At 55.8% G+C, this 21,050-nt stretch carries 19 protein-coding genes; 13 read left to right on the plus strand and 6 right to left on the minus strand.

Annotation, left to right across the window (positions count from 1 at the left end; all coding sequences use genetic code 11):
• Positions 1 to 27: 27 nt before the first annotated feature.
• From pdeM to Q1K31_RS08815, 4 genes are read left to right on the plus strand one after another with little or no spacing between them, the layout of a single operon-like run.
• A complete protein-coding gene (pdeM, locus tag Q1K31_RS08800) occupies positions 28 to 765 on the plus strand; it encodes a ligase-associated DNA damage response endonuclease PdeM (protein ID WP_300378858.1) in 738 nt (245 codons plus the stop codon).
• Between the two features lie 48 nt (positions 766 to 813).
• A complete protein-coding gene (locus Q1K31_RS08805; protein ID WP_367187548.1) occupies positions 814 to 1,650 on the plus strand; it encodes a mechanosensitive ion channel family protein in 837 nt (278 codons plus the stop codon).
• 32 nt (positions 1,651 to 1,682) lie between these two features.
• Positions 1,683 to 2,048, plus strand: coding sequence for a hypothetical protein (locus Q1K31_RS08810; protein WP_300378862.1), 366 nt, complete (start codon positions 1,683 to 1,685; stop codon positions 2,046 to 2,048).
• Positions 2,049 to 2,106: 58 nt separating this feature from the next.
• Entirely contained in the window at positions 2,107 to 3,009 is a 903-nt protein-coding gene (locus tag Q1K31_RS08815) for an SDR family oxidoreductase (protein ID WP_300378864.1), read from the plus strand.
• On the opposite strand, the gene Q1K31_RS08820 is transcribed toward Q1K31_RS08815, so the two are convergent.
• From Q1K31_RS08820 to Q1K31_RS08835, 4 genes are all read right to left on the minus strand, one after another.
• Entirely contained in the window at positions 3,006 to 3,992 is a 987-nt protein-coding gene (locus Q1K31_RS08820) for an alpha-L-glutamate ligase-like protein (RefSeq protein ID WP_300378866.1), read from the minus strand. The two genes, Q1K31_RS08815 and Q1K31_RS08820, sit on opposite strands and share 4 nt — an antisense overlap.
• Before the next feature lie 5 nt (positions 3,993 to 3,997).
• Complete coding sequence (locus tag Q1K31_RS08825; protein ID WP_300378868.1) at positions 3,998 to 5,566, minus strand: UUP1 family membrane protein; 1,569 nt, start codon at positions 5,564 to 5,566, stop codon at positions 3,998 to 4,000.
• Positions 5,567 to 5,604: 38 nt separating this feature from the next.
• A complete protein-coding gene (locus Q1K31_RS08830) occupies positions 5,605 to 6,132 on the minus strand; it encodes a RimK/LysX family protein (RefSeq protein ID WP_300378870.1) in 528 nt (175 codons plus the stop codon).
• Positions 6,133 to 6,217: 85 nt separating this feature from the next.
• The gene (locus Q1K31_RS08835) at positions 6,218 to 7,789 is read right to left on the minus strand and encodes an AMP-binding protein (RefSeq protein ID WP_300378872.1); all 1,572 of its coding nucleotides are present in this window, start codon (positions 7,787 to 7,789) and stop codon (positions 6,218 to 6,220) included.
• Between the two features lie 151 nt (positions 7,790 to 7,940).
• Here Q1K31_RS08835 and lipA point away from each other — a divergent pair, with 151 nt between their 5' ends.
• Together lipA and Q1K31_RS08845 are read left to right on the plus strand one after the other, a co-directional pair.
• Positions 7,941 to 8,888 carry a lipoyl synthase gene (lipA, locus tag Q1K31_RS08840; RefSeq protein WP_300378874.1) on the plus strand — a complete coding sequence of 316 codons (948 nt, stop codon included), beginning with the start codon at positions 7,941 to 7,943 and terminating at the stop codon, positions 8,886 to 8,888.
• Positions 8,889 to 8,893: 5 nt separating this feature from the next.
• Positions 8,894 to 9,352, plus strand: a complete 459-nt coding sequence (locus Q1K31_RS08845) for a type II toxin-antitoxin system RatA family toxin (RefSeq protein ID WP_300378876.1) — start codon at positions 8,894 to 8,896, stop codon at positions 9,350 to 9,352.
• On the opposite strand, the gene Q1K31_RS08850 is transcribed toward Q1K31_RS08845, so the two are convergent.
• Positions 9,349 to 9,840: a CinA family protein gene (locus Q1K31_RS08850; RefSeq protein ID WP_300378878.1), complete on the minus strand. Its 492-nt coding sequence runs from the start codon at positions 9,838 to 9,840 to the stop codon at positions 9,349 to 9,351. The genes Q1K31_RS08845 and Q1K31_RS08850 overlap by 4 nt on opposite strands.
• A gap of 20 nt (positions 9,841 to 9,860) precedes the next feature.
• Positions 9,861 to 11,006 carry a bifunctional 2-C-methyl-D-erythritol 4-phosphate cytidylyltransferase/2-C-methyl-D-erythritol 2,4-cyclodiphosphate synthase gene (locus tag Q1K31_RS08855; RefSeq protein WP_300378880.1) on the minus strand — a complete coding sequence of 382 codons (1,146 nt, stop codon included), beginning with the start codon at positions 11,004 to 11,006 and terminating at the stop codon, positions 9,861 to 9,863.
• 160 nt (positions 11,007 to 11,166) lie between these two features.
• Here Q1K31_RS08855 and Q1K31_RS08860 point away from each other — a divergent pair, with 160 nt between their 5' ends.
• From Q1K31_RS08860 to Q1K31_RS08890, 7 genes are all read left to right on the plus strand, one after another.
• Entirely contained in the window at positions 11,167 to 12,114 is a 948-nt protein-coding gene (locus Q1K31_RS08860; protein WP_300378881.1) for a tRNA-dihydrouridine synthase, read from the plus strand.
• Complete coding sequence (locus Q1K31_RS08865) at positions 12,111 to 13,163, plus strand: ATP-binding protein (protein ID WP_300378883.1); 1,053 nt, start codon at positions 12,111 to 12,113, stop codon at positions 13,161 to 13,163. The genes Q1K31_RS08860 and Q1K31_RS08865 overlap by 4 nt, the downstream gene beginning before the upstream one ends.
• Positions 13,160 to 14,524, plus strand: coding sequence for a sigma 54-interacting transcriptional regulator (locus tag Q1K31_RS08870; protein ID WP_300378885.1), 1,365 nt, complete (start codon positions 13,160 to 13,162; stop codon positions 14,522 to 14,524). The genes Q1K31_RS08865 and Q1K31_RS08870 overlap by 4 nt, the downstream gene beginning before the upstream one ends.
• Positions 14,525 to 14,598: 74 nt before the next feature.
• Positions 14,599 to 16,794, plus strand: a complete 2,196-nt coding sequence (locus Q1K31_RS08875) for a PAS domain-containing sensor histidine kinase (protein ID WP_300378887.1) — start codon at positions 14,599 to 14,601, stop codon at positions 16,792 to 16,794.
• Positions 16,791 to 18,179, plus strand: coding sequence for a sigma-54 dependent transcriptional regulator (locus tag Q1K31_RS08880; RefSeq protein ID WP_300378889.1), 1,389 nt, complete (start codon positions 16,791 to 16,793; stop codon positions 18,177 to 18,179). The genes Q1K31_RS08875 and Q1K31_RS08880 overlap by 4 nt, the downstream gene beginning before the upstream one ends.
• Before the next feature lie 4 nt (positions 18,180 to 18,183).
• Positions 18,184 to 19,557 (plus strand): Trk system potassium transporter TrkA, encoded by a 1,374-nt coding sequence (trkA, locus tag Q1K31_RS08885; RefSeq protein ID WP_300378891.1) that lies wholly within the window; start codon positions 18,184 to 18,186, stop codon positions 19,555 to 19,557.
• 260 nt (positions 19,558 to 19,817) lie between these two features.
• Complete coding sequence (locus Q1K31_RS08890) at positions 19,818 to 20,999, plus strand: hypothetical protein (RefSeq protein ID WP_367187549.1); 1,182 nt, start codon at positions 19,818 to 19,820, stop codon at positions 20,997 to 20,999.
• The last annotated feature ends 51 nt before the right edge of the window (positions 21,000 to 21,050 follow it).

Genomic DNA, 21,050 nt, shown 5'->3' on the forward strand with positions numbered 1-21,050 from the left:
TGAGGCTGCACCCGCCAGTTTTCGCGCATGGCTGAGCTTGTGCCCGTTCGCTCCGAAGACACTTTTCTGAGTGTCTGTGGGGAGCTGTTCTTACCGACCGGGCAGGGCGCGCTCTGGTGGGAGCGCCGTAAGACTCTTGTTGTATCGGACCTGCACCTGGAAAAGGGATCGAGTTATGCGGGCCGGGGGCAGATGCTTCCGCCTCATGACACGGGCGCGACGCTAGATGCTGTAGAGAAGCTGGTCGGACGGTTTTGCCCGGAAACTGTGATTTCTCTTGGGGATAGCTTTCACGACCCCCTCGCCGAGGCCCGTCTGTCGATGGAGTCGCGAGATCGCATTCGCCGGCTTACGTCGAGCACGCAATGGTACTGGGTGGAAGGCAATCACGATCCCGACCCACCGGCTCACCTGGGCGGCATGGCGGCAGGCGTGCTTAAACTTGGGCCTTGCATATTCCGGCACGAGCCTACGGGCGCGACGGGCGAGATTGCCGGACACCTTCACCCAGTTGCGCGGCTTGGCGGGCGTGGTCGTTCGTTGCGTCGCAAATGCTTTGTGACGGATGGGCGGGCGTTGATCCTGCCATCCATGGGAGCCTTCACGGGCGGGCTGAATGTTCTTGATCCTGCAATCACTGGAATTTTTTCTGATGGGGCCATGGTCTTCGCAGTGAATGGAACTAGTGTCCGGCTCATCGAGAATGCGCTCCTCCTGCCGGACCGGCGATATCAACGCAGCGGTATTGGTGGTTGGCGCATGTAAACCTGAATTGAAGCATCATATGGTGCAACAAGAAGGATCTGTAACACTATGGAAAGTCTGCAAAATATAAACTTTCAGGAAATCTTGGCCGAGTACTGGCCATCAATCCTGAGTGGCACGCTGAAAGTTGTTGGCGCGCTCCTCGTCCTGATCATTGGTCTGAGGATTGCCGGCTGGCTCTCTGACATGGTCAAGAAGCGCACACTGGACCGTCCGGGTGTCGACAAGACACTGGCAGGTTTCTTTGCGTCCCTCGTACGCTGGTTTGTCACCGCGGCTGTCCTCATTGCGACCCTTCAGGTGTTCGGTGTGCAAGCGACGAGCTTTGTTGCAGTTCTTGGTGCTCTCACCCTGGCCATTGGCCTCTCGCTTCAAGGGGCGCTTGGCAACATTGCCTCAGGCGTGATGATCATGCTGTTCCGGCCCTACAAGATGGGAGACTTTGTGGAGATATCCGGGCAGCTTGGTACAGTTGCGGATATAAACCTGTTTCAGACCATCCTCTCCACAGTCGATAATGTGAAGATCATCATTCCCAACACCGAAGCTATTGATGGCGTGATCAAGAATTACTCCGGTTATGAAACACGCCGGTGCGATATTACTTTCGGCATCGATTATGATGACGACATGGACAAGGCAATATCGATTATTCGCACCATGGCGGAAGGCGATGAGCGTGTGCTCAAGGATCCGGAGCCGTTTGTGAAGGTGGTCAATCTGGGCGACAGCTCGGTCGATATTCAGGCACGGCTGTGGTGTAATGCAGCAGATCTATATAATCTCAAATTCCACCTGACAAAAGCCGTCAAGGAAGAGTTCGACAAGCAGGGAATTTCGATTCCATTCCCGCATCGCACGCTTGTTCAGAAAGAAGCTGGCTAAACATAACGGGGCTCTTCCGGAGGTGTTAGTTCATGAACGATACTGTCCCGCCGGAAGAGCCGGTCGTTACGGTCGACAATACACCGGCTAAAACCGGTAATTCCCTGAAAAATCAGAAGCGTCCCGTGATGCAGAGATTGTTCGGGATCGATGCCTGGGGCGTCGTGAAGCTGGTTGTCACTTGCCTTCTCGTCGGCTTTTTCCTGCTGGCGCTCGAGTTCGACCCGGCAAACCAGGACGTCGATGTTCTGGCTGCGCTCAGCGAAATTCTCGGTAATTTCGTACAGGCTGCGTTGTGGGCCGTTCTGAACTTCTGGCAGCCACTTCTGGCCGGTGCGAGTATCGTATTGCCCCTCTGGATATTGTGGAGACTGATCAGCTTTCCCTTCCGGAAGTAGGTGCAGTGTAGCCAAGACGGCGCTAGACCTGTTTTGAAACAAGCAGGGAGGACACCGAATGGATACCAGCAAGCTTATGTTCAAGGACGGCCTTATGGAAGGCGAACGTATCCTTGTGACGGGCGGCGGAACGGGCCTTGGCAAGGAGATGGCAGAGGGGTTCCTGAAACTCGGTGCGGAAGTTCACATCTGTGGACGTCGTGGGGGCGTCTGTGAAGAAACCGCCAAGGAGCTGATGGACCGTCACGGCGGCAAGGTAGTCCCGCACGCATGCGATATCCGGGTCGCAGACGCGATTACGGATATGAATGACGAAATCTGGGCCAAACACGGTCCGCTCACCGGCCTTATAAACAATGCGGCTGGTAATTTCATATCACGGACTGAAGATCTTTCTATTCGTGGCTTCGATGCGATCTCCAATATCGTTTTCCGTGGGACCTTCTATATGACCCATGACATCGGCAAGCGGTGGATCGAGAAAGGTGACAAGGGCAGTGTCTGTTCCATCCTGACGACATGGGTCTGGAACGGCGGGCCATTCGTTGTGCCGTCTGCCATGTCAAAAGCGGCTGTGAACACGATGACGCAATCGCTGGCAGTAGAGTGGGCGCGTTATGGCCTCAGGTTCAATGCCATAGCGCCCGGGCCATTCCCAACGGAGGGTATGTCCAAGCGTCTTTCACCAGATGCAGAAGGCGCAAAGCGGATGGATTCCGGTCAGGCCAATCCTATGGGCCGGGTCGGCGAAATGCATGAGCTGGTGAACCTGGCTGTCCTGCTGACCGCGCCGGGGGCGGACTATGTGAACGGTCAAACCATTGCAATCGATGGAGCGATGTACAATGCATCCGGCGGCAACTTCTCCATGCTGTCCTCCTGGGGAGACGCAGAATGGAAGGCTGCTCGCGAAGCGATTGAATCCACCAATTCTCAGGATAAGGCGAAGCGGACAGTTTAAACGTGGTCTCCCTCGAGCGTGTGAAAGCGCTCGAGCGACTGGCGCGTCCAGTTTGCCTTGCCAATTTCGATGCGCTTATGGACGTCTTCGGGGATGTCGGGCAGGGCGTGAATGGCTTCCAGAAGGGGACGCAGTCCCCTGAGGTTTGCTGTCTGGATCGCAATTCCTGGCCGGGCATTCAGTTCGAGCAGCGTTGGACCCTTGTGCTCACAGATCACGATATCGACGCCGACATAGCCAAGGCCGACATGGTGGCCGAGACGTGAAACCAACTCCAGTATGTCCGGCCAGCCAGGAACCTGAAAATCGCGTACAGGGGTTTCGAAATCCGGGTGCAGGTCAACCGAGTCGTTATGCTGAACCCCGCGCGTTGTAATGCCGGTCACCATGTCGATGCCGGCGCCGATCCCACCCTGATGAAGATTGGCCTTGCCGTCCGACTCAGCCGTTGGCAGGCGGAGCATGCCCATGACAGGAATGCCCCGGAAAACAATGACGCGGACATCCGGCACACCGCCAAAAGCGAGCTTGGAGAATGCCGAATGTGGAACAAGCCTCTCCTCAAGCATGACCTGATCGGAGCCGTCACCCATGGAGAACATGCCCGACAGCATGTTGTTGAGATGATATTTCACGTCGCCCCAGGGCATGATCCGGCCATTCATGCGGCGCAAGCCGGCTTTCGCCACACCGTTGAACACCATGATGCCGCCGCCACCTGAACCCCTCGAAGGCTTCACGACAAAGGATTTGTGCCGTTTGGCAATCTCCTCGATCAGGTGAACCTCGCCACCATACCTTATGACGCCGAAGAGTTCTGGAACTGTCACACCAGCTTCGATCGCAAGCTTTTTGGTGATGACCTTGTCATCGACCAGCGGGTAGAAGCGACGTGGGTTATAGGCGGCAATAAAATCCAGATTCCGGCTATTGATGCCCAGCACCCCAGCCTTTGAGAGGCCTGTTGAAGGGAAGAGCTTCATGGCTTTTATGTCTCTCCGTGCCGGGCGAGGACCTTGAAGCGGAAGAACTCGGTGACCTTGTAGCCCGTGTATCGCCCAAGCATCAGCACGATGGCGAGAACGATCAAGAGCAGTTCGGGGAAGACGATTGCGATGTGCTCAATATACTCGTTGGTCAGGATCCAGTAGCCAGGTACAGCGCCGGCAAGTGAGCCGGCAGCCTTCTTCAGAGCCTCAGACGCGCCATCTTCCTCCCACGTAAGAGACATGCGTTCGATCGTCATGGTGATAATGACGAGCGGGAAGAGAGAGATCGACAGACCTGTCTGGATACCGCTTGCCTCTCCAGCCAATGCGATGAACATCATCAGGAAGGTTACGATAATCAGGACCGCAGCCAGCCTCGGTACCAACAGCAATTGAAGCTGGTTGAAATAGGCTCTCAATAACAGCCCGACAGAGACAATACCGACAAACAGAAGCATGCCCGTAAGCAGCGATGTCTCACGGAAAGCCAACGCAATCAGGATGGGCATGAACGTGCCGAAAGCCGGCATGCCGATAACCTGTTTCAGCACCACGATGATCAGGGCGCCCAAGGGAATCAGAAGCAGGACACGAAAGACGAGCTGAAGGTCGATCGGCAGGCTCAGCAATGAAGTGGCATTGACCCAGGGCGCATATTCTGCCCCACGCTCCATGGCCCTTAGAAGCTGACTTTCGAAATTGCGCGCTACAGACCACGACACTCCAAGCCTGCGGAACCCATCTCCATCAACCACGGGCGCTCCATCATAGACAATCGGAAGAGCGCGGGCATTATCCAGCGGGTCGGCACTTACAGGGTCTGCGCTTACCCACTGGCCATCCAGCCAGTACTCGACCCAACTGTCGAGCGGGGCCTGACGTGTATCTGCATCCAGCATGATACCTTCGACGAGCCGGGCTGGTGTGCCCGCTGCGTTCAGCAGGAAGACAAGACGCTCTGCAGCGTTGTCGATATCCGGAGGTCCGCCCTCAATGATGGTAGTAATACGATCATCATTGGTATCGATACTCAGCCGGGCAAGCTGGGTGATAAAGCTGCGTTCGCCGGCTGATTTCTCAAGGGCTTCTGTCAACACGGAATCAAGAGCGACGAGAAGCGGCGTGGCGTTTTCCTGGATCGCGCGGCGTCGTTCTGAACGTCTGTAGTCAGATATGGCTTCCGGTTCGGCCCGGCGCTCACCATTCTCGGTTCGCTGGTCAACCGATATCAGCTTGGCCCTGTAGAAAAGCACGGCGCTGCCGTCCTGTCCGCGCCGTTCGAAAATTGCGCGCCGACCAGTTTCATCCGTTTCGGTTTCAATGCCAAACCCCGATGCAATGAAGGACTCATCGATAATGGAATACTGGCCTTGCGCTTCGGGCAGGGCGAGCCGGAGCGTTACCGGCTCACCCCGTCCCGTAAACGAGACTTTTGATTCAATTGTCCAGGTATCGGAGTCGAGGTCCGGAATAACCGGAAAGCCGAGTTGTGTGACCTTGTAGAAGAATACGCCGAGCGCAGAGGCGACCAGAACGCAAACGATAATTAGCAACTGCGTGCGTTTCAAAGACCCTCTCCGCTCGCCCGGACCCCAACAGGTAGCAATCAGTCGTCGCTACAACGTGGCTTGTTTGTATAGATATCGCCAGCGTCCACAATGATTCTACCGCGCTCAAGCATGTTTCTGCCGATAAGTGTTGGATAATTGAAGTGCGAACGGTCTGACAAGTTCACCTCATCCTTGATAATCCGTCCACCAAGGCAGAACTCCATTTCGATAACGGGCCTGTAGGTTACGTCATCATCCTTCGTCTTGATGCCAACCCAGCGCACGATTTCAGCCTCAATTGTGCGTTCATCACCATCTTCGTTAGCCACTTTGAAGACAATTGTTCTGTCCTTGTCTTCATCTTCGAAATCATCCTGTTCGGGTGAGGAGATTATCTCAGCATCAATCGAAGCGGTCTTTGCGCCCGTATCGAGTTTGGCGTCAAGTTTGATGTCGGCGCCAACAATGCGCACATGCTCAAGCCAGCCCAGTGAAAGCGGTTCATCATAGTCGACAGTATCTGCGGATGCGGACAATGAGCCCGCGATGGCAAAAATTGCACTGGCTACACAAGTTTTCATCATATCAGTATGTCCTTTAGCGTCAGTTGCGCGGCGCTGCTTCAACACTGTAATTGTGGAAAAGCGATGGCAGATACTGCGTTAGCCTTCAGGCTTCCGAATACTCCTGAACCATCCTGTTCACCGCTCCATAGTCAATCTTACCTGTTCCCAGAACAGGTATGTCTTCGACATGATAGACTTTTCGCGGCACAGAAAGTTCCGAAACACCATGTGATTGAGACCATGCGATGATGGCGCTCCGGTCTGCTTTCCGGGCTGTTGTCAGCAGGATAATCTGCTCGCCCTTGCGCGGATCGGGAATTGCTGCGGCGGCGTGCATGTCATCCGGCCATATGGCGCTTGCACAGTTTTCCACGACTGAGAGCGAGACCATCTCCCCGCCAATCTTGGCAAAGCGTTTCACACGGCCGCGGATCCAGATGCATTCATCCTCATCTATGGCGACAATATCCCCCGTATCATGCCAGCCATTTTCCGTCGGCTCGATCACGCCTGGATTATCAGCACGCATGTAGCCCAGCATCACATTCGGGCCACGGATTCGAAGTTTGCCACCTTCATCAATACCTTCGACCGGCAGGAGTTCGTACTCCATATCAGCCATGAGCCGTCCAACCGTGCCGGGCTTATTCATTTCAGGACTATTGGCAGCCACTACAGGGGACGCCTCAGTGGCGCCATAGCCTTCAAGGATTTCGATGTCGAACTTGCGCCGGACAAGCTGGCGTGTTTCGTCACGTACGCGTTCAGCTCCGCAGACGGCGAGCCTGATGCTGCTCATATCGCCTTCTTCCCCTGCGCGGGCATACTGCGAAATGAAAGTATCTGTCGCGAGAAGGATGGTTGAGCCACTGTCGCGTATACGCTTTGCAATTTCCCGCGGCTGCAATGGCGTAGGGTGGAAGACAGCTTTTACGCCTGCCATCAATGGCAAAAGCGCTCCAACCGTTAGCCCGAAGCAGTGAAATGTGGGGAGCGGATTGAAAACGCTATCCTGGTCCGGATCCAGTCCGATGTGAGCCCGGACCTGCTCAACATTCGTTACAATGTTCTGATGGCTGAGAACAACTCCCTTCGGCTCACCTTCCGTACCTGATGTGAACAGGATCACACCCGGTTTGCGATGATCCGGCTCGGCGTGAAACAGGCGTGGCATAATTGGGCCGAGAGCACCGGCAATCTTGTCTTTGAGGCCCAGGTTCTCCCGGACATCCTCAAGATAGATGAAGTCGGCATCTTCGTTGAGAGAGTCGATGAGAGGTTCAAGGTTCCCGATTTCCACGAATTTATGAGCGGTGAGAATCTTGTCGACCTTCGCTGCCTTCATGGCGGAACGCAGGTTCGCTGTCCCGGCCGTAAAGTTCAGCATCGCAGGAATGCGGCCGGCCGCGAGGACGCTGAGGAAAGCGATCACGGCACCAGCGCCTGTGGGAAGCATTATGCCAATTGCTTCTCCTTTTTGGGTCCGACGCTTGATAGCGGATCCCAAAGCAAAGGAAGCGCGAATAAGATCGTTATAGCTCAGCTCCCGTTCGTCACCATCCACAATTGCGATTGTGGACCCGCCAAATTCATTCCTGGCACGTAATGCCGCTGAAAAAATGTCGATTCGTGTTCTCTTGATCTGGAACTCAAGCGGTGCAGGGGTTGAGGACATGGAAGCTCAGTTTTCTTTCCTGTTATTCCTATCGGCTTGAAAGAGACTGTCACAAACCGTGAGCATTTCAAACGATCTCTAACACTTAGAGAAATGCAGCCATGAGGAGTTGCAACTTGATGCCGGGCGCGCATGAGTCCATTTAGGGGGCATGGTCACACTAATAGACGGCAAACAGAAGATCAGGCATCCGGAGAAGCGTAACCGCCCGGATACGCCTGTTTTGCGTAAACCAGACTGGATTCGGGTAAAGGCCCCAACAAGTAAAGGCTTTGCCGAGACGCAGGAAATCGTCCGCTCCAAGGGGCTTGTAACTGTCTGTCAGGAGGCGGGTTGCCCAAACATTGGCGAATGCTGGACGAAGAAGCACGCCACAATGATGATTCTGGGCGAAGTCTGCACTCGCGCCTGTTCCTTCTGCAACGTATCAACCGGCCGGCCTGCGCCTGTCGACCATGATGAGCCACGCCGTGTGGCCGAAGCCGTTGCCGAAATGGGGCTAAACCACGTTGTTATCACCTCGGTTGACCGGGACGATCTGGAAGATGGTGGCGCCATACATTTCGTTGAGGTGATCGAGGCAATCCGCAAGGCGTCTCCCGGTACAACAATCGAGATTCTGACCCCGGACTTTCTGCGCAAGGATGGCTGGGAGAACCGGGTGATTGACGCCCGGCCGGATGTGTTCAACCACAATATCGAGACCGTCCCGAGCCTGTATCTGTCCATCCGCCCTGGGGCGCGGTATTATCACTCCATCAGGCTTCTTGAACGTGTAAAGCAGAGAGATCCTAACTCTTTCACGAAATCCGGCCTGATGGTGGGGCTGGGAGAAACGAAAGAGGAAGTGATGCAGGTCATGGATGACATGAGATCTGCCGGCATCGATTTTCTGACGATCGGCCAATACCTCCAGCCGACCCGCAAGCATGCCGCTGTGGATCGGTTCGTCACGCCTGAAGAGTTCCAGTCCCTGGAGGAGATTGCGCGGTCGAAGGGCTTCCTCATGGTTTCGGCGTCACCGCTTACGCGGTCGAGCTATCATGCGGGCGAGGATTTCGAGAAGCTGAAGGCTGCACGCCTGGCCGCAAACGGGTAAGCGCTTTGCCGAGACTTTCGAAAACGGTAACAATACCGCACGATCCAGATAACGTTTTTGATCTGGTTGCGGATATTGAGCGCTATCCTGATTTCATAAAATGGATCAGGTCCATGAAAGTCACCACGGCTCCCTCCGCGGGTCCTGTTCGGAAGTGCCGGGGGGAGGCTGATGTGGGCTTCAAAGGGTTTTCGGAGCGGTTCGCCACAGATGTGGCCGCTAATGCTGAAGCGAGGACTATTGAGGTGTCTCTGGCCCGGGGGCCATTCAAGAAGCTGCAGAACCAGTGGAAGATGCGGGCAGATGGGGCAGGCTCGACACTGATTGACTTCTATATTGACTATGAGTTCAGGAATCCTGTGCTGGCGCTTCTTGCCCGGGCAAACACCGATCTTGCCGTTAACCGGATCATGAAGGCCTTTAAGGACGAGGCCGAACGGCGCTACGGAGCCAAGGCAGTTTAGGGAATTTGCTTCCGGATCATATCGAGTGCGGTTTCCAGCGTCGCCATGCGAACTTCATGGCGGCCAATGTCACCAAAATAGCAGGCTTCGTGCAGTACAGCCTTGTTTTCACGTGCGCAGGCAATGTGAACTGTCCCAACAGGCTTCATAGGTGTGCCGCCACCCGGGCCTGCCACGCCCGTTATGGCGAGGGAGAGATTTGCGCGGCTATTTTCCAGCGCCCCCTCGGCCATAAGACGGGCTACGCCCTCTGAAACAGCGCCATAATCCGCGATTATGTCACCGGCGACACCAAGCATTTCCTGTTTGGAGCGGTTTGAGTACGTCACAAAGCCTCGCTCGAGCACCTCTGAGGAGCCAGAGAATTCTGTAAACAGGGCCGCGAGCAGGCCACCGGTACAGGACTCCGCTGTTGCGATTTTTACACGCCGCTCGCGCGCTTCATCCATGACGAGCAGACAGAGGTTGCGAAGTTTTTCCGGGTACATGACGTGTCCTTGCAATTTGTCTAGCGGCTTAACATGACAATAGCCTGTGCGGCGATACCCTCCTGGCGGCCGGTAAAGCCAAGCCCTTCGGTAGTCGTGGCCTTGATACTTATCCGCCCCGTATCGACGCCGAGAATACTGGCCGTGAGTTCCTGCATCTGTTGGCGATGCGGCTTGATTTTCGGCGTCTCGCAGATGAGCGTGAGGTCTGCATTGGTAACCGCCCAGCCTTGTTCAGCGGCAAGGTGCGCTGCATGGCGCAGAAACGTGTCAGATGAAGCGCCTTTCCATTTATCGTCGCTCGGCGGAAAGTGATCCCCAAGATCCCCGAGTGCCAGAGCACCGAAGATTGCGTCTGTCAGCGCGTGCCATCCAACGTCGGCATCGGAATGGCCCGAAAGAGCTTTTGTGTGCGGCACGCTGACACCGCAAAGTGTAACGGAATCGCCTTCGGCAAAACCGTGAACATCAAAGCCTGTGCCTGTCCTGAACTCTGGCTGGCTTGAGTGCGTCAAAAGTTTCTCCAGAATATCGAAATCTTCCTCGTAAGTGATTTTGTGGAGCTTTCCATTGCCCCTGACCAGCTCCACGTGGGCTCCGTGAGATTCAACTGCGGCAAGATCGTCCACATGGCCGCCCGACAAGTTGCTCAGGGCCTTTTCAATGAGGCCGACCCGGAAGGCTTGTGGTGTCTGGACGCGAAACAGGCCATCTCGGGGAATATCTCGTAATGTCTTGTCGTTCTTATGCTTGAGGGCGTCCGAGACAGGTAGTGCAGGTGCGGCTGCATCCGCGTTGGTGAGTGCCGTGAGGAGGGAATCAATCATTCTTGAGTCGATTCCCGGTCTCGCAGCATCATGGATGAGGACGATATCATCATTGGCGGCGTCCAGGGCGGTGATGCCGTTCAGGACCGACTCGGAGCGAGTGTTGCCGCCGCGAACCTTCAGGATGCTCGCGTCGTAATCATTCAAGGCCTTCAGCCCGGATCTGGCTTCCTCGGCAGGAAGTACAACGGCCACTGTGGACACGGTTGAATGTTCAAGAAATGCGTCAACTGACCAGAGAAAGATGGGTTTTCCGGCGAGTGTTTCAAACTGTTTCGGCAGGGCGCGTCCCGTACGGGTTCCCTGGCCGGCTGCGACGATAACGGCATGCACTTTCATACATGAAGCCAATAAGCCCGCTGATGCAGTATGGCCACAGCTTTCAGGGAAGACTGCACAATTCACGCAGCACGCCTATTGTGCACGATCAAAATATGATTGAAAAATAAGCATGGCAGAAGTGCACAACATTCAGGCAGAGCGCGTTTGGCTGGCCCCGATGTCCGGTTCAACAGATGCTGCTTTCCGCCGCCAGGCCGTTCGCTTCGGAGCGCCCGCCGTGGTGTCCGAAATGGTTGCGGGCGAGGCGCTTGCGCGGTCCCGGCCTGATATGGTGCGGCGTACATGCCGACATGAAGGCAAAGGCCGCTGGATTGTACAGCTGGCTGCCAGGCGCCCGGAAGACATGAGGCTGGGGGCGCAGTTGCTTGTAGATGCGGGGGTCGACCAGATCGACATCAATATGGGGTGCCCGTCACGACAGGTGACAGGAGGTGCATCGGGTTCGGCTCTCATGAAAGAGCCGGATCTGGCGCGTTCAATTATTGATGCGGCTCTTGAGGGAGGTCAGGGGACCCCTGTTTCGCTGAAAATGCGGCTCGGCTGGGACCATGAGATGCTGAATGCGCCGGAGCTGGCTCGTCAGGCCGAGCGTGCTGGTGTCGTCATGATTACTGTTCATGGAAGGACACGCTGCCAGTTTTACAAGGGCGTGGCAGACTGGCGGCGAATAGCAGATAGCGTGAACGCCGTATCAGTGCCAGTCATCGCCAATGGTGATATCTCCGGTATAGACGATGCGCGTACAGCCCTGACGGAGTCCGGGGCTTATGGCGTCATGATCGGGCGAAACGCTATGGGGCAGCCCTGGTTGCTGGGGCAGGTGGCCGCAGAGCTTGAGGGCCGTGCATATACGCAGCCGGATGAGCGGACCCAGCTCGACAGTCTCCTTAGCCAGATTGAGGACAGCCAGTCTCTTTATGGCAGCGAGCTGGGCTTGCGCATTGTGCGCAAACATATTTCGGCGGCTATCGATAAGCTTGATCGCCCTTGGGGTGAAACGGCGCGGCGTGCTGCCCGCTCACATGCGTGCCAGATGGAAAACGCACCAGCTCTTATAAATTTTCTGACCGATGTGTTTCTCGAAAATAGAGAGGTGGCGGCTTGAGCCTGGCGCTAAATCTATCGGATCTTGCTCCGCTCGCCTTGTTTCAGATTGATCCGCGGCGACGGATCGATGCGGCCAATACGGAAGCGCAGATGTTGCTCGGACATTCCGAGATGGTTCTGCGTGGCAAGGCGTTAAGTGAATTCATCTACCATGACTCTCCGCTATTCGAGATGCTGGACCGGGTCTTTGAGGAAGAGGGAGATGTGAGCGCCCACGGCGTCACTATATCTGGGCCGGCAATGGCCGGAAGCAGGACATTCGACATCAAATTACGACCTGTGCCACCTCATGGTGTCATCGTGGCGGTTACGGAAGCGATTTCACGTGACCCGTCGCACGGTGCCATCGGTATTTCGGGGTTTGGCCGGATCTTGGGGCATGAGGTCAAGAATCCGCTAGCGGGTATATCCGGTGCGGCACAGCTTCTAATGAGGAATGCAACAGAAGAACAGGCGCCACTACTGGGGGTCATCAGAAGTGAAGCGAGCCGCATAGAGAGGCTTATCTCCCGGCTGTCAGCCTTTGAGCTCTTTTCTTCGCCACGGCGCGACCGCTTCAACATTCATGCGCTGCTGGACAAGGTCATCATGGCCGAAGAGGCCGCGAATGGCGGGAGTGTTCTCATCAAGCGGGCCTATGATCCTTCCTTGCCTGAAATTCTCGGAGATGAGGATCATCTGCACGAAGCTTTCCAGAATATCGTCCGCAATGCTGCTGAAGCCGCAAGTGAGTCGGAAGGGCAGGGGCAGGTTACGCTTCAGACCGCATTCGAAACAGGCTTTGCCTTCTCCAGAGCGCGAAATGCCAAACGACTCCAACGGGCCATCCGCGTGACTGTCGAGGACAATGGCAGCGGAATTTCCCCTAGATCACGAGAGCAGATGTTCGACATGTTTTCGTCGACGAAAGCGGGTGGCAGGGGGCTTGGCCTGAGCGTGGTGTCAGAAGTGATCGCTGCTCATGATGGGCGCATAAAAGTCGATAGCAGGCCGGGGCAAACACGGTTTTCCGTGTTCCTGCCGATGAAACGGGATACCCATACATGAGTCAGAAGACGATCCTTCTTGCAGAGGACGATGCGAGTATCCGCCTAGTCGTGAATCAAACTCTTGTGACCGCGGGCTATCAGGTCCGCGCTACGAGCTCTGCGGATGCACTGGAGCGTTGGATACGTAACGGCGAAGGAGATGTCGTTGTTACGGACGTGTATCTGGGAGACACCGCCATTTTCGAGCTTCTTCCATCAATAAAGCTTGCTCGGCCGGAATTGCCCGTGATCGTCATGAGTGGTCAGAATACGATCCTGACGGCGGCTTCGGCAGCTCGGCACGGTGTTTTCGATTATCTCCCGAAACCTTTCGACATCGACCAGTTGACCAGTCTTGTAGGGCGCGCACTGAAGAGTCCGTCGAAAAAGGAAGCCGCGACCAAGGTTTCAGGTGCTGAGTCTGAGACAAATCTGCCCCTGATCGGCCGCTCGGATCCGATGCAGGAAGTTTACCGCATCATATCGCGGGTCATGAATACTGACCTTACGGTTCTGATCGAAGGCGAGTCAGGGACAGGCAAGGAACTTGCGGCCCGCGCGATCCATCAGCTTGGATCGGGCAAGGAGGGCGTTTTCAAGGCTCTGGACCTCGCCGCCATGCCGACCGAGCAGATCAGCCGTGACCTGTTTGGCACTGAAGATGACCCCGGTATCGCCTTTCAGGAAGAGGCGACTCTTTACTTGGATGAGATTGGAGACCTGCCGGCCGAGGCACAGACCCAACTTGTAAAACTCATGAGAGAAGCCGGAGGTGCGCGCATCATTGCATCCACCCGGCAACCGCTCGCCAAGCTTGTCGATGAAGGGCATTTCCGCGAGGATCTCTTTTACCGGATCAATGTTGTTCGCATCTACATGCCACCGCTTCGTCAGCGCAAAGAGGACATACCGGAACTCGTGAAGGCATTCCTCTTGCGGGCGCAACGTAAGGGGCTGGCGACCAAGCAGATTGAACCCTCCGCAATGGACCTGATGCTGGCTTATGACTGGCCGGGCAATGTGCGCGAACTTGAAAACCTGATCATGCGTCTGGCGGCGCTAAGCCCGGATGCAGTGATCTCCCAGCGCGATATCGAGCGGGAGCTGCGTGCAGAGGCGCTAAAGGATATCTCTTCAAACACAACGTTCGAGAAGGAGGTTGAAACCCTCCTGCATCGTTATGTGATGGCTGATCTATTGAAGGCTTCCCCAGATGACGGGCGGATACATCAGGATGTCATGGAGCAGGTCGAAAGACCACTGATCAAGCTGGCCCTTTCTGTCACGTCGGGCAACAAGTTGCGGACGGCTGCTTTGCTTGGGGTGAACAGAAACACACTCCGCGCGCGCATCAATTCTCTCGGTTTGGCAGACGACTGATTGACCTGAGGGCAAACTGTTGCTCTAAAACCGCAGTGTTGCCGTTTGGGCACAGATGCTGCGCGAGGTAAAGTTTGGTCGGCTTCCTGAAGGCGAACAATACCCAGTCCGGCTGGCGGCTGTTCCAGTGGCTGTTTCTTGTGGCCGCCTTTCTCGCTGTGACCGTAACATTCGTTGCGGTTTCGGACATGGACCCAATCGATCCTGTCAGTCGGGACGTCCAAGTCCTGCTGATCGTGAATACAGCGATCATCGGCATCCTCGCGCTGATCATTATCCAGCGGTACATCGCGACTCGCACGGCCAAGCGCGGGGAAGGCGGGGCCAGGCTTGCACGTCGTTTTCTGCTTCTTTTCGGTTTGTCAGCCGCTATCCCGGCACTTGTCGTTTCGCTTTTCCTCTGGGCAGCGATTTCGCGAGGATTTGACACGTGGTTTGGTGAGCGGATCGTGACCCTTGTCGAGCAGACGGCTGCCGTGGCGCAGGAGAATGTCGAGGAGTACAGCGATGTTCTCGAAGAAGACACGCGGCTGATGGCGAAGGACGTGAACAATGCACTCGAAGGCCTGACAGAAGATCCTGACAGGTTTGCCTCCTATCTCGGCATTCAGGCCTATGTGCGCAATATGCCGGCAGCTTATGTTATCGACAGGAATGGTATTCCGCTCGCTATTGGCGAGAATACAGGCGGCAGCGGTTTCTATCGCGAACCTACTGAAAGCATGTTTGACGAAGCAGACACGGGTGAAGTCATCCTCTCGCTTCAGGAAAGTGAAGGCTTTGCAAGCTCGCTTATTCGCCTGCAGGGGATGCAGGATGTCTATCTCTACCTTGCAAAGCCTTTGGACCGGGATGCATTCGCACGGTTGCGCCGGGCCGAGCAGGCGCTTGAGGAGTACCGTATCGCTGGAGAACTGAGCGCGCGGTCGCAGACTTTGTTTGTCGTAGCCTATGGTCAGATCGTGGCTCTTGTTCTGCTGCTTGCAATCCGTCTTGCGCTCGAGGCGGCAGGCCGGATCACAGGGCCGATCGGCCGCCTGGCTTATGGTGCCCAGTCTGTACGGGATGGCAATCTGGATGTGCGCGTACCACTGCCAAGCAGCAAGGATGAAGTCCGGGCGCTGACACGTTCGTTCAATGTCATGACAGAGCAGCTCGGCGCCCAGAGATCAGCCCTCATATCTGCACGGGAAGAAGCAGAGGATCGCCGGCTCTTTCTGGAAACGCTGCTGGAAGAAGTCAGCGCAGGTGTCGTGCGTGTTGATGAAAAGCTCTGTATCACGCTTGCAAATCCTTCAGCGCAGAAGCTTCTTGGTGTTGATGAGCCACTTGAGGGAAAGATCCTTAGCGATGTGGCTCCAGCATTCGAGAAATACACCTCCGATGTGATGGTGAGCGGGTATCCGATTGATGCTTCACTGGATGTGCACGAACCCAATGGGAACCGGCACTTCCGTCTCAAAGTGGCCAAGGATACGACGGGCGGGCTGGTGCTCACCTTTGATGACGCAACGCGCCTTGTGAACGCGCAGCGCCAACTGGCCTGGCGTGATGTGGCCCGACGGATCGCTCATGAAATCCGTAATCCGCTGACGCCAATCCAGCTGTCTGCAGAGCGGCTGCGGCGCAGGTATACCCGGTATGTACCAGAAGGCGACGTCGTGTTTGAGCGCTGTACCGATACGATCTTGCGTCAGGTCAACGATATCGGGCGTATGGTTGAAGAGTTTTCAGGTTTTGCCCGGATGCCGAAACCGACCCTCAAGACGTTCAACCTCGCGACACTGCTTGATGAAACCGGCTTTGCGCAGCACGTCGTAAGCCCTGAGATACAGGTGGAGATTTCTCACACGCATGAAACGTTGATCGTTTCCGGAGATGAACGGCTTCTCGCACAGGCAATTGGAAATATCGTGAAGAATGCCGCTGAGGCGATTGAGCGTCTGCCACAAGGCAGCGAAACACAGGGGCTGATTGAAATCACGACTGAGGATCAGGGGGACGCCGTCGAGATCGTAATTGAGGATAACGGTCCGGGCTTCCCCGAGGCGGCATGGGATCGTTTGCTTGAACCTTATGTGACGACCCGCGAGAAAGGGACCGGCCTCGGTCTTGCTATCGTGAACCGTATCATCATGGACCATGGCGGGTCGATCGTTCTGGAAAAACGACCGGATGGCATGCGTGGCGGACGGGTGAGAATTGTCCTGCCGAAGAAGACTGAACTTGCGGCGATGAGCGAAGCCGATAATGCGGAGGCTTACCAATGACGAGCGACATCCTTATTGTTGATGACGAACCCGACATTCGCGAACTGATCGCCGGAGTTCTTGAAGATGAGGAGTACACTGTCAGGAGTGCTGCCACGGCAGAAAAAGCGCTTGAGGAAGTCAGGATGCGAGCACCGGGCCTGGTCATCCTCGATGTATGGCTTCAGGGCAGCGACATGGATGGCCTGTCCTTACTGAAATACCTGAAATCGATTGACCCGCTTATTCCTGTCATCGTTATCAGCGGCCACGGCAATATTGAAACCGCCGTGGCGGCTATCCGCCGTGGCGCATATGATTTCATTGAGAAGCCCTTCAAGGCGGACCGCCTCCTGCATCTTGTTGAGCGGGCTCTGGAATCGACCGCGCTCAAGCGTGAAAACGCATCCTTGCGAACAATGGTGGTCAGCAGTGACGACTGGATCGGTACCAGCGCCGCAGCGGCCGGATTGCGAACATCAATAGGCAAGGTCGGGCCGACCAATTCGCGCGTGATGATATTCGGGCCTGCCGGCGCCGGGAAAGAGCTCACAGCCCGTCTCGTACATGCCCATTCCAATCGTCAGAATGGTCCGTTTGTCGTTGTCAGCGCGGCGAATATCGCTCCAGACCGGATGGAACAGGAGCTTTTTGGCGAAGAGGACACCGATGGGCGCCCACGCCGTATCGGCCTTTTCGAAAAGGCGCACGATGGCACGCTTTTGCTCGATGAAGTCGCAGACATGCCGTTGGGTACGCAGAACAAGATTCTTCGTGTTCTGACGGAGCAACGCTTCCAGCGGGTTGGCGGTAAGTCGGATGTCCGTGTTGATGTTCGCGTGATGTCGGCGACCACAAAGGATCTGAAAGCCGAGATCGAAGCCAAGCGGTTTCGGGAAGACTTGTATTACAGACTGAGCGTCGTTCCCATCAGGGTTCCGTCCCTTGCTGAGCGCCGTGATGATATTCCCGCTCTTGTTGAGCATTTCACGGCACGTATTGCCGATAGCTCTGGTCTGAATGCCCGCAGCTTTTCGAGTGAGGCCATCGCCGTCCTGCAATCGATGGAGTGGCCCGGCAATGTGCGCCAGCTGAAAAACCTCGTCGAACGTATTCTGATCCTGTCACCACACGATGTTAAACGAGCGGTGTCGGTGGATGAACTGCCTCAGGACCGCCAGGCCATTGAAGGACAGCAAGGGCCGTCGGCTTCAGCTGAACTGGTTGGGCTTTCCCTGCGGGATGCCCGTGAGCAATTCGAGCGAGAATACCTGACGCTCCAGATCACGCGGTTCGATGGCAATATTTCGCGAACAGCCGAATTCATCGGTATGGAGCGCTCCGCGCTACATAGAAAATTGAAGGCACTTGGTGTAAACGCCTCATCTAACCGTTCGGAAGCCTGATTATATGCAAGTCATCATCTGCGGTGCCGGCCGGGTTGGCCAGGGTATAGCCAGACGACTGGCGCGCGAGAACCACAACATCATCATGATTGACCAGGATCCGCGCCTGATCGATCTGGTCCAGACCGAACTTGATGTTCGTGGTTTGCAAGGGCATGCAGGTCACCCGGACGTTCTGAAGGCGGCCGGCGGTGACACATGCGATATGATCATCGCTGTCACCTATTCTGATGAGATTAATATGGTGATCTGTCAGGTAGCCGACACACTGTTTTCTGTGCCTACAAAAATTGCCCGCATCCGGGCGCAGGAATATCTGGAGCCCGGTTGGCGCTCACTGTTCTCCCGGGAAGGGCTTGGCATCGACCTGGTGATTTCTCCTGAAGTTGAGGTCGGGGACGCTATCCTGCAGCGGTTCAAGACACCGGGCGCAATGATGAGTGTCAGTTTCGGACGTAGTGACGTGCAGCTCGTTGGTGTCGAAGTTCTACCGGATAGCCCCGTCCTGGATACCGCCCTGGACCAGATTCAGGGCTTGTTTCCAAGCCTGAATGCGCGAGTGGTGGGTATCAGCCGCTCGAATACAGTCTTCGCGCCGCGCGGAAACGACCACCTTAAAGTTGGTGACACAGCCTATGTTGCGGTCCTGAAATCTCACTCGCACAGATTGAACAGTATTTTTAACCGGCCAGAAGATGAAATGCGCCGTGTCGTGGTCGTCGGAGGCGGCAATGTGGGCCTGTATGTGGCAGGCGGCCTGGAGAAGCAGGCGGATGTACGTGTTCGGGTTGTTGAGGCAGATATCAACCAGGCAGAGAACGCTGTCTCCGAATTGAATCGTACGATTGTCATTCACGGAGACGGGCTAAGCCGTTCTATCCTTGAGGAAGCTGATGCGCCGACAGCCGACCTCGTTATTGCGACCACCCACGATGACAAGGCGAATATCTTGATCTCCAAACTGGCAAAGCAGATGGGCGCCAAGAGGTCGCTGGCGCTAGTCAATGCCCCAGAGCTTGCCCAGTTGGCGCGCGAGATGGATGTGGACGCCGTTCTGGACCCGAAAGCCCTGACCGTTTCGCGTATTCTCATGAAAATGCGTCGTGGCAGGATTCTCGCGCTGCAGTCGCTGGAAGACGGGGCTGCCGAAATCGCCGAAGGGGTGACGCTGGAGACTTCTCCGCTGATCGGCAAGTCACTCGACTATGATGACATGCCGAAAGGCATAACGGCTGCGGCCATTCTCAGGGAGAACGAGGTCATCTTTGCGGGGCCTGATGTAAGACCGCGTGCCAACGACCACGTCCTCTTGTTCTACGAGGGGAACATGACAAGCAAGGTCGAGCAGTTCTTCAGGGTCAGCGCCGACTTCTTCTAGAATGGTCTGCCCCTGAAAGGTGAACATTTCCCACCATGAACTATTCAAGTCTCATCAGAATGCTGTCGTTTAGTGGCCTGATTTATGCGGGCGCAATGGTCATCTGTGCATTGGCGGCGATGATTATTGGAGAGACGGCCCAGCTTCTCGTTTTCATTACAACTGCGGTTCTGATGGCTACGGTTTCTGCGGCAGCAATGATCCTGGCTGGAACGCCCAAGCGGCGTGCGCAGCCTTCTGACGGGCTCGCTTTCATGGTCTTGTTCTGGTTCGTCTCCCCGTTGATTTGCGCCCCTCCGTTTCTGATGGGGGTCGCGAATAGCAGTGTCATTACAGCGATCCATGAGGCCGTTTCATGCCTGACGACGACAGGCCATACGGCCTTTTTGCCGGAAGACCTGCCGATGCCGGCATCGCTGGTAATGTGGCGCGCTCTTCTGCACCTGATAGGGGCTGTGGCGACCATAACCTTCGCCGCGACAATCCTCGCTGCCTTGAACCTGGATGGACCGGGTATTCACCGGACATACCTTTTTAGCCTGTCCGAGCGGAGTTTCTTCGATTCCATACCGCGGGTGCTGCGTGCGACGGTGATGGTAGCAAGTGTTTGCATCCTCATAGTCTTCGCGATTGAGGTCATTGGCGGCGTATCAGCAAATACGGCTTTCCTCGATGCCGTAAGCGCGTTCAGTACCGGTCTTGCGGATCCTCAGGCCGTCAACAGGGATGTCACAAATGAGGCGCGGGCAATCGGGCTTATCATCGGGCTGCTACTCGGTTCGCTGGGACTTTTCGTGCTGCTTTTGATGTCCACGGGTAACATGCGCAACTGGATCCGTGATCCCGAACTCGGTACATTTGTGGCGGCCGTGGTGATGTTTGCGATACTCGCTTCATTCTCGGGGTTGAGTTCATTCAATGCGCTGGGGTGGGCTGTATCTTCCCTCTCGACCAGCGGTATTGCGCTTGTGTCACCTGCCACGACGCATGCCCTGCCACTTGCTTTGCAGCTGGCACCGCCACTGATTGGCGGGGCAGCGCTATCGGCTTCAGGTGGGATCAAGCTCGCCAGGGTCTACGTGCTTAGCCGCCGGGTCGGACAGGAATTTCTCCGTATGGGATTCAGGAAGTCTCTGCTCAAGTTCGAATTTCGCAGAAGGGTTCAGTCTGACCGGACGATAATGGGTGTCTGGGTTTATCTTGTCGCCTATATTATCGCCTGCGTAGGGGGGCTTCTGGTTTTTTCTTTCAGCGGTTCGGGCTTCGAGAACGCGATTTCGAATACCGTGGGCAGTTTGACGAATGCAGGGCACTTGATTGGTCTTGGGCGGCTAGCCGGTGATGAAGTCACGCAAGTGTGGCTTGCCCTGGGAATGATTTTGGGCAGACTCGAAGTATTGGCATTCATGCCGTTGCTTACTGCATCATTTTGGCGGCGCTGAAAGCTTCGGGACTTGCCAAGGTAAGACAATCCGGATAGCGCCTGCGAAAAC

It is taken from the genome of Henriciella sp. (assembly GCF_029936995.1).
Classification (GTDB): domain Bacteria; phylum Pseudomonadota; class Alphaproteobacteria; order Caulobacterales; family Hyphomonadaceae; genus Henriciella.